Source organism: Blautia sp. HCP28S3_G10, from assembly GCF_052065235.1.
GTDB lineage: Bacteria > Bacillota > Clostridia > Lachnospirales > Lachnospiraceae > Blautia_A.
The window spans coordinates 38,208-47,607 of the sequence record NZ_JBQHUL010000030.1 but is presented as its reverse complement, the minus strand read 5'-3'; the positions used below and the strand labels follow the sequence as shown (position 1 = coordinate 47,607).

The window sequence follows — 9,400 nt, the reverse complement described above, 5'->3', positions numbered from 1 at the left end:
TGGTGAATGTTGTTGTCTTGCCATAGTTGGACTCCTTTCGTTATAAAAATCATACGGGAAATCCAACTTAGAAACAATGATTTTTTTGTCTTAATTTATGGGTTCATTATATTAAGTGCTCTTAAATCCAGTTTTCGTTGCTTTCCGGCACCTAAGAGTATAATAAACAGACTTTTGTCTCCTGTTAGTTCAAAAGGCCCATGAAAATACTCTGTTGAATTTAAATAACAGCAATTCATCCATTGCATTTCCTGCAAAGAACAGATTGCAAAACCATATGCCTGCGCATATGATGCTCCTGAAGACATAATATATGGAAACTCATGGGTTCCGTATTTATCGGCAAACAACCACGCACTGTTTTGTCCATCTTTTAATGCCTGTCTTATGATCCCATCTATTTTCTTTAATCCGTCTTCCATTTCCTGATACATGGTATATTCTTTTTCTGTCTCATGCAACAATTCATTTAAAATATCAATAGTCATACAAACAGGTTTTTCTCTTGCATTTGTTTCATTCTTCCATTCATATATGACAGTATGAAAATCTTCTCTGTCACATTTACTTTCTTTTACATTTGTAAAAACAATAGGGTAAGCACCTCTTTCTACTGCCAGCTCTGCTGCTTTAACAGTTTCTTTTGTATTTCCACTATGAGAACACAAAATTACAACACTGTTTTCGTCCAATGATGCGGGTGGGATAGTCACAAATTCACCGGCATTTATCCACATTGCGTGCTTCGCTTTTGATTCTCTTGTAACAAAAAAATATCCATTATATAAATCCACCAGAGATCCCCCACATGCTACAAAAAAAATATCTTTTACTTCTTTTCTACCTTTCAGAATATCTTTTACTATAACTTTTGCGTTAAACATAATTGCTCTCTCTTTCAATAATTTTCTTAAATCCTTCTCCAAATACCTCACTGGAATTTAAAATAATAACAAATGCCTTCTCATCTACTTTTGAAATAAGATTTTTAATAATAACCGACTGATTATTACTGCAAGCACATAAAATTAAATCGCGATAAGTATTTTTATATCCACCATATGCTTTCACAAATGTACAGCCTCTTGATGTTTCTTCATTGATCATTTCCGCAATACGATTTTTCTCTTTTGATATTGCTAATACAAGTTTTCCGGCTCCCATACGATATGCTATTCTATCTATCACAGCTGCAGATACATAAACACATATTACTCCCAGAATAGCTGCATCCATCTTCTGAAAAATCAGTGCTCCTACACCTATAATAATGCCATCCATTACTATGGAAATCTGCCCCAGGGTCAAATGCGGATATTTGTATTTTAATGCCATAAGCAAGTAATCTGTTCCGCCTGTACAACCTCCATATCCATATACCAGAGCCAGTCCAACTCCGGAAAAAACACCTGCACATACTGCGGCCAATATAGGATTTCCCTGATATACTGGAAGTTTTATAACTATATGATCTAATACCAGTGAAAAAATTACTGCGGTTTTTAATGATGAAAATAAATATCTCTTTCCAAATATCCATAAGCAAAGACAAATCAGAGGAATCTGCAACAGCAGACTTACCACACCAATCGGGGCTCTGGTTACGTGATAAACAATCAAACTTATCCCACTTATGCCGCCCGTAACAAATTCTGAATTCCCTGCAAAATTATATATACCTATTCCAAAAAAGAAAGCTCCTGCAAAATCAAATACTATTTCTTTAATAAATGCTTTTCTCTCACACATTTTTTCCTTCTTGTTTTTTATATATAAAATTGATATTTTCCGGGTAATAACTTTTTTCTCGATCCCTGAATTTCCAATATTGCCTCTGTGTTACATGGAACTTCCAGATAAAGATCTGTAATTCTATCTTTTTTCTCCCATGCACATACTATAGTTCCTTTTATACTTTCATAGGAACAGTACATTTTTTTTATGCTGCTTTCCAAAAATGGACGCAAAAGTATCTTAGAGAATCCACTGGAATCTTTTTCCTGAGTAATCCCTGCAATCCAGGATACAAGCCATTCTTCCACTGAACCATATGAATAATGATTAAAAGAATTCATATCTGAACTCCAGAAATCCCCGTTCTCCTTTATTCCGTCCCAATGTTCCCACACAGATGTTGCTCCCTTTTTTACCTGATACAACCATGATGGATATTCTGTTTTCAGGAATAATTCTTCTGCTTCTTTTGTTCTTCCGGTCATAGACAATGCTTTGCATAATTCTGGAGTTCCTACAAATCCTGTATTTAATAATCCTTTATTTTTTTTCAGCAGATCAGACAGTTTTTGAGAAGCCTCTTTTTCCTGTTCTTCTGCCAACAGTCCAAATGTTATCGCTAATGCCTGTGCTGTCTGTGTCTCTTCTATAATCTTATTATCCCTGATCCAGTCTGTCTGAAACCTGTCATATATTCTTTCATATAACTCTCTATATTCTTCTGCATCATCAGTTTTCTTCAAAACAACAGCTGCTTCACCCAGAATTTTTACGGAACGCGCATAATATACTGTCGCTGTATATGTCGTACTTGTTGCTCCGTAATAACTATCCTCTTTGCTGTCCAAAGCCAGCCAGTCTCCCAACTGTGGACCCCAGTCCCAAACGAGTTCCTCTTTTCCTCCGCGTCTGACATACTCTACAAAAGCTTTCATGCTTTCGTAGCTTTTTTCCAGAACCCTTTTGTTTCCATAAAACTTATATAATATCCATGGACAAATGACTGCGGCATCTCCCCATGCGGCTGAAGTATGCTTGTAATCCCAAGCTCCCAGGCAATCCCAGTTATGTGGAAGAACATCTGGCACTATAAATGGAACAGAACCACTCTCATACTGATCATTTCTTAAAGTATTCAGCCATTCCTCCCAAAAAGCATCGCATTGAAAATTATAACATGATGTTGGAATAAAAATCTGAGCATCTCCCGTCCATCCAAGCCTTTCATCTCTTTGTGGACAGTCTGTCGGAACACCTGTAAAATTATCTTTCTGGCTCCATTTAACATTATTTATGAACTGATTTACCAATTTATTGTCACATTCGAATTTCAGGGTTTCTTTCATATTTGTGTATAAAACAATTCCTTCAAAATCCTGAATAGAAGGTTCTGCAGGATACTCTATAACTTCTACATATCGAAAACCATGATATGTGAAATGCTCACATAATTCATTTGTTCCATTCTTCAGAAGATATACCGCTTCCTGTTTTGCAGAACGTAAATTATCATAATAAACATTTCCTTCCTGATCCAGAATCTCTCCAAATCGAAGTCTTATTCTGTCACCATTTTTTCCCTGAAGCTTTATCTGTAACCAGCCGGTCATATTTTGTCCCATGTCCACGACATAATTTCCTGCAGGGCTTCTGAAAATATTACATGGCTTTCTTTTTTCCATCTCCTGTATGCCATCGTCAAGAGATACTCTTAGTCTTCCTCCTGAACCTTCCGATATTTTTACCGCATTATTGGCTATAAATGTTTCTGGTGTTTCTGCCTTCGTTAAATCCTGATATTCGCCATTATAAATTTGAGCATATGTAATATAACTATCACACCATTTCCATGTTTCATCTGATAAAATATATTCTGTGGTGCCATCCTCATAGTTAATTTCTATCTGTACAATGCAGCCTACATCGTCACCATATAAATTCGCAGTTTGATTCCATGTGAGATTACCACTATACCAGCCTTTTCCTACCAGTATGCTTATAAAATGTTCCCCTGTTTTTAAATATTCCTTGAAATCATATATCTGATAATTGATTTCTTTTTTATAAGAACTCCAACCGGGAGAAAAAACCGTGTTTCCCATCTTTTTTCCATCAACATACAACTCATATATGCCCATTGCACTTACACAGGCATACGCAGTTTTGATCTTTTTATTAATTCTGAACTGTTTCTGAAACATAGGGCATGCTTCACTTTTATGCCCGCTTACTATCCATTTCGCTTTCCATGCTTCTTCAGCTGCATATCCTGTAGTAAATTCTGCTGCTTGATTTAATTTAGCGCAATCTCCACCAGTACTATATACCCGAAGCTGCACCTGATATCTTCGCAGATCACTGAAAGGTACTCCGTCATATTGAATTTCCATATTCCTGCCTTCATACTCATATTTCCATATGAATCTTTTTTCAATACTATCGTATACTTCCAGGATTACAGACTTCTGACAGTTTTCCTGTCTGTCTGACTTAAGCTTCCATCTAAAGACGGGTGCTCCATCAATTCCTGTTGGATTTTCTCTGTAATTTATACTAAAATCATAAATTTCAAACATATGTTTTCCTCGTTCAGATTAATAATCAAGACATCTGTAATAACGCCTTATCTCCATTGGATGACAGTTGATTTTTTCCATATGTGCATCTATGCGATTTGTAACAGCATGTGTGATCATAAAGGAAATCATTCCTCTGAATTTACTGTCGATTCCTTCCATTGCATAATCTTTTGAATCGATCACTGAATAATTTGCACATATTCTGGGTAAAAAGTTTTTTACACGCTCACTTAATGCTCTCTGGCTGTCTTCGCCAATGAAAACCGTAACAGGTGTATCTCTTTCAATAATTTCTAATGTTCCATGAAAAAAGTCTGCACTGGTTATAGTTTTGGTTCGTAACCAATGCATTTCTTCCATATAACACATTCCATAAGAATATACCTCTCCCCATTGATTTCCACTTCCTACATAATAGTGAATTGGATCATCATGATGTTTTTCAGCAAATTCCAGTGCGAATTTATCTGCCTGTTTTTCTACATTTATAAGTCCTTCAGCCAGATGTTCTTCCAGTTGTTTATAAAATTGATCATATAAATCAAATTCTTTATTGTTATACATAAATCTGTCTGCAACCATATAGAATTTTAGCTGCTCCTGCCCCTTATAACAAATCAGATAATCCACATTTTCTGCCAGAACAGAGTTTTTTTCATCTATAAATCCAATTACTTCGGCTCCCGCTTTATGCATATTATTTACAGCTTCCACTATTTCCTGTGTTGTTCCTGTCACAGAAGAAATAATAACAACAGTTCCCTTTCCAATTTGTTTATTACCGGTTACATTAAATTCTGCCGCATTTTCTGCAAAACAATTGAGTTCTGACATTTCTTTCATGTGTACCACAACCTGAAGTGCGGATGCATAAGTACCACCTATTCCAAGCCAGCAGATGTTTTTTATCTCTTTTTTCCACAGAGAATCTACAATTCTATTAATCTGTGAACGTAAAGCTAATGCACCGTTTACATTGTCTCTTTTTTCCTTTTCATTAAATTTATACATTTAGTTTTCCCCCTTGTTTATATAATCTGTAGGTGTTATCCCGGTCATACTTCTGAACACCCGACTGAAATAAAACTGATCCTGATATCCTACAGATTTCGCTACATCCTTTATTAATATTTCTTTGTCATTATCTAATAATTCTTTTGCACGCTGTATTCTCATTTCAATTACGTAATTACTAAAAGATACTTTTTGATATTTGTTAAACAACTGTCCCAGATATGTCTGAGATATTCCAAATTTTTTGCTTGTGTTCTTTAGAGAAAGATCTTCTGAGAGATGGTTTACAATATATTCCTTTACCTTTTGGATAAATTCCGAAGAATCCAGTTTTTCCTCCTTGTTTTTCAATTCTGCATGGTTCAGTAGATTAGAAAGTTCCATAAAAATATCATTAATATTAGTAGCACCACACAAAATTTCATCCATCGCTACTTCATTTTGAATATTCCAGGAAAATTCATCCACATGCTGATTCATCAAAACAAGTATAAGATTTATGGCTTTTTCTGTCTCTCTCTGTGTAACATCAGCATTTCTGAACTTATTACCCAAACATATGATTTCTGCTTTCGCCTGTTCAATCTTTTTATTTTCAAGAAGCCATTCCAGTTTCGATACTTCCCCTCGAATACTTAATGTATTTTGCACACTGTCTTCACAATCTTCGAGATACAAAATCTGGCTCTTTCCAATAACAAGATAAAAATCCAACATTTTACACAACGTTCTATATATATTTCCAAGTTCTCTCGCATAATACGGATTTTTTGAAAGAATCATCGTCGTATAACCGGCATTTTGCGATTCTCTAATGTAGGTATTTTTCATTATTTGTCTGATATTACCGTTACTGACCACCTCCTCCGGAACTAGATAAAATGACTCCATCACATCACGTCCGTTCATGACCATATTATATTTATTTTTAAAAATAGAATCCTGTATTTTTCCTATAAAACGCTTAGGCAAACCATTTTTTCGAATAATAGCTACATAATATTTCTCATGTGGAAAATACTTTTCCAGATTATCGTTTTCCAATTGCTCTCTTTCATACAAAATCGCAGTTCTTTTTTTCTGAAACAATATATCCAGTTTTTCTTCAACTTTATGAATTGTTTTTTTTAATTCTGAAGGAACAATCGGCTTCAAAAGATAATCTTCAACATCCAGTTTCATAGCTGCTTTTGCATATTCAAATTCCCGATATCCACTTACAAAAATATTTAAAATATCCGGATATAGTTGTTTTACTTTTGAGATCAGATCTATTCCGCTTAAGCCTGGCATTCGTATATCACTGATCAGAATATCTGCTTCACATGTTTTTAATTTTTCCAGACATTTCAACACATTATCTGCCGATCCAACGATTTCAATCTCAGGACAGTACATTTTTATGATATTTGAAATTAGCTGTATGGAAATCGGTTCATCGTCTACGATAAAAACCTTGTATTTATATTTTGTATTCATCTGTACTCTTCTCTACTGTTATCATAATCTGTGCTCCATCTCTGTTGCTTAATTCTATATGGAACTGTTCTCCAAACATGAAATACATTCGCGCATATACACTTGCAAGTCCCATTCCCCCTAACTGTTTTCCATAAATCTGTTTTTCATCTCTTGCCCACGTTTTGATTTCCTCAAACAATACATACAGTTCCTGTTTTTTCTCTTCTGAAAAACCCACACCATTGTCCTGAACCATAAGACTCCAGCCTGTTTCCGTACTTTCTAAATATATCTTAATCAGAAGTACGTCCTGCGCTTTTCCGAATCCGTGTTCTACACTGTTCTCCACAAGTTGTTGTATTACAGCTTTAGGAATTTTCTGATCCATAAGAGAATGTTCAATTTCTTCACTGTATTCTATACGATGTTCAAATCTTGCTTTGATTAATGAAATATACCTATGAAGATAATCCAGTTCATCTCTGATACATATTGAATATTCTCTTGTATCAGTAGAATAACGTAACATGGCAGCAAGATTTCCACAGATATTACAAATTTCTTCATCCTGTGCCAGGATGCCTCTGTTAGAAAGAACATTCAAAACATTATAAATAAAATGTGGATTAATCTGTGCCTGTAACATGTCCAGCTGACTTTTCAAACTTAGATTAGCCATTTTTTCTTCTTTTACAATAGACTTATGCAGTCTCTCCAGAAGTTTTTGATATGAAACATTTACCGCTTCTATTTCATTTTTTGGTACTGCGATAATTCTTTCTGCATCCAGATCTTCCATCTCTGTTCTATCTATAACAGCTTTTAAATCTTCAATTGGTTTCGTCAGATATCTGGCTGATATAACCACAAACCCAATGGCCAATAATATAAAAATTAATTCTATCACTCCTGTGTATGCCACAATATATGTCGATTTCGATGCAATTTCTTCACCTGTATATACACCTACCAATGAATATCCATAAGTTTCATTTTCCATGGCATAAATAATTTCCCCATTTACATTCTGTATGGTATTCATTTTTTTTAAATATGAAACATATTTCTGGGGCTCCCTTATCTTGTCAGATGCATATATTAAATTATGTGAATCATCATAGATTATAAATTTCACATCTTTTTCTTTATCCAATGCCATTATATCTTCAGCCAGACACTGAATTTCAATATATCCATATTGCGAACCATTGAGACATTTTAACAAAGAAAAAACTTCAGGATTACTTTTATTTCCCCATTGGTCTTTTGATGTTCCTGTCAAATAAGTTTTTCCAGGAGTTTTTTGAGCCGTTTCAATTCCCTGTATGTCTTTCAACTGCCAGTGTTCTTTAATTTCTGTATTACCAAAATTCTTTGATGAAACAGCCTCACCTTCATTATTGAACACAATCGTTCTGTATGAAGTTTTATATATATAATCATTATTTATATACTCTCTTATTTCATCCAACGCATTATTTCTTTCTGACAAAAGCTGAGTATTTTTATGACTTGCACTTATAATTGACAGATCATTAAGAATGTTCCCATTAGACAGTACATATCTCATAACTGAATTCATACTGTTTAATTTCATTTCAAAGTTATGCGCCATATCCATTACACTCATATTTATAGTATGGTACTGTTCTTCATAATATTGTTTTGAAAGAAAATAATGCATAAAAAAACTAGAAGCGGCTGCAATTATCACAACAAATATTGTAAATATACTTACCATTTTCGTTCTGAATTTCATATACAGCCCTCCTAGTTTTGTTTTATCCTTTTACTGAACCTGCAGTCATACCTTCTACAATTCTGTTATTAAAAATCAAAAAGAGAATCAGCATAGGAACGATAATAATCAATACATCAGCAAATAACAGATTATATGAGTTTGAGAATTTTCCAATGTAATTATACAAGGTCAATTGTACTGTAACATTTTCTGAACCTGGAAAAAAATATAATGGCGTTGTAAAATCATTGAATATTGAAATAGCATTTATAATGATTACGGTTGCTGTTACAGGCTTCAGCAATGGAAAAATAATACGACTGTATATTTTTATTGAAGTAGCTCCATCCATAAATGCTGCTTCTTCCAATTCTACTGGAATCGTATCCATAAATCCCTGATATAAAATAACAGTAAATGAAATATTTAATGCCACCTCTAAAAGAATGATCGAAGGCAGGGATTTATAGATATGTAATCCTTTTAATACCCATATTGTCGGGATAATAGCTGTAGGAACCATTAAACCCAACATAATTATTTTATTTAATATTTTCGAGCGATAATCTTTCCTTCTTTGCAATACATAACCGGCCATTGATCCAAATATGATCAGCATAATTACTGTTCCTATTGTAATTATGATACTATTTTTAAAAGCTGTAAGCAATTGATAATGATTTTCTGTAAGTACTGTTACAAAATTCTCAAAATGGAAAGTCGAAGGCAATGTCATTTGTAATTTATTCGCCTCTCGTCTGTCTTTTAAAGCTGTTACTACAACAAATAAGAACGGTACAATAAAAAAAACAAATGCAAGTATAAGCCCAATACAGTCTCCCAACAGCAGTTTTATTTTATTTTTTTTCAT

General features: G+C 34.0%; 7 protein-coding genes. All 7 read right to left on the bottom strand.

Annotation, left to right across the window (positions count from 1 at the left end; translation table 11 throughout):
* Nucleotides 1–95: 95 nt before the first annotated feature.
* The 7 genes from ACTNB8_RS12175 to ACTNB8_RS12145 are packed head-to-tail and all read right to left on the bottom strand — an operon-like array spanning nucleotide 96 to nucleotide 9,400.
* Nucleotides 96–884 (bottom strand): SIS domain-containing protein, encoded by a 789-nt coding sequence (locus tag ACTNB8_RS12175; protein WP_441055046.1) that lies wholly within the window; start codon nucleotides 882–884, stop codon nucleotides 96–98.
* Nucleotides 877–1,749: a YitT family protein gene (locus ACTNB8_RS12170; RefSeq protein WP_441055044.1), complete on the bottom strand. Its 873-nt coding sequence runs from the start codon at nucleotides 1,747–1,749 to the stop codon at nucleotides 877–879. Before ACTNB8_RS12170 ends, ACTNB8_RS12175 begins: the two co-directional genes overlap by 8 nt.
* Before the next feature lie 17 nt (nucleotides 1,750–1,766).
* Nucleotides 1,767–4,310, bottom strand: coding sequence for a family 78 glycoside hydrolase catalytic domain (locus tag ACTNB8_RS12165; RefSeq protein ID WP_441055042.1), 2,544 nt, complete (start codon nucleotides 4,308–4,310; stop codon nucleotides 1,767–1,769).
* Nucleotides 4,311–4,328: 18 nt separating this feature from the next.
* The gene (locus tag ACTNB8_RS12160; protein WP_441055040.1) at nucleotides 4,329–5,324 is read right to left on the bottom strand and encodes an SIS domain-containing protein; all 996 of its coding nucleotides are present in this window, start codon (nucleotides 5,322–5,324) and stop codon (nucleotides 4,329–4,331) included.
* On the bottom strand, nucleotides 5,325–6,806 hold the full coding sequence (locus tag ACTNB8_RS12155) for a response regulator transcription factor (protein WP_441055038.1): 1,482 nt from the start codon (nucleotides 6,804–6,806) through the stop codon (nucleotides 5,325–5,327).
* Nucleotides 6,790–8,547 carry a sensor histidine kinase gene (locus ACTNB8_RS12150; RefSeq protein WP_441055036.1) on the bottom strand — a complete coding sequence of 586 codons (1,758 nt, stop codon included), beginning with the start codon at nucleotides 8,545–8,547 and terminating at the stop codon, nucleotides 6,790–6,792. Before ACTNB8_RS12150 ends, ACTNB8_RS12155 begins: the two co-directional genes overlap by 17 nt.
* Before the next feature lie 22 nt (nucleotides 8,548–8,569).
* On the bottom strand, nucleotides 8,570–9,400 hold the full coding sequence (locus ACTNB8_RS12145) for a carbohydrate ABC transporter permease (protein ID WP_441055034.1): 831 nt from the start codon (nucleotides 9,398–9,400) through the stop codon (nucleotides 8,570–8,572).

Excerpts from the sequence above, each read along its gene's own strand:
- ACTNB8_RS12175 (WP_441055046.1), bottom strand. The coding sequence starts at position 884 with ATGTTTAACGCAAAAGTTATAGTAAAAGATATTCTGAAAGGTAGAAAA.
- ACTNB8_RS12170 (WP_441055044.1), bottom strand. The coding sequence starts at position 1,749 with ATGTGTGAGAGAAAAGCATTTATTAAAGAAATAGTATTTGATTTTGCA.
- ACTNB8_RS12165 (WP_441055042.1), bottom strand. The coding sequence starts at position 4,310 with ATGTTTGAAATTTATGATTTTAGTATAAATTACAGAGAAAATCCAACA.
- ACTNB8_RS12160 (WP_441055040.1), bottom strand. The coding sequence starts at position 5,324 with ATGTATAAATTTAATGAAAAGGAAAAAAGAGACAATGTAAACGGTGCA.
- ACTNB8_RS12155 (WP_441055038.1), bottom strand. The coding sequence starts at position 6,806 with ATGAATACAAAATATAAATACAAGGTTTTTATCGTAGACGATGAACCG.
- ACTNB8_RS12150 (WP_441055036.1), bottom strand. The coding sequence starts at position 8,547 with ATGAAATTCAGAACGAAAATGGTAAGTATATTTACAATATTTGTTGTG.
- ACTNB8_RS12145 (WP_441055034.1), bottom strand. The coding sequence starts at position 9,400 with ATGAAAAAAAATAAAATAAAACTGCTGTTGGGAGACTGTATTGGGCTT.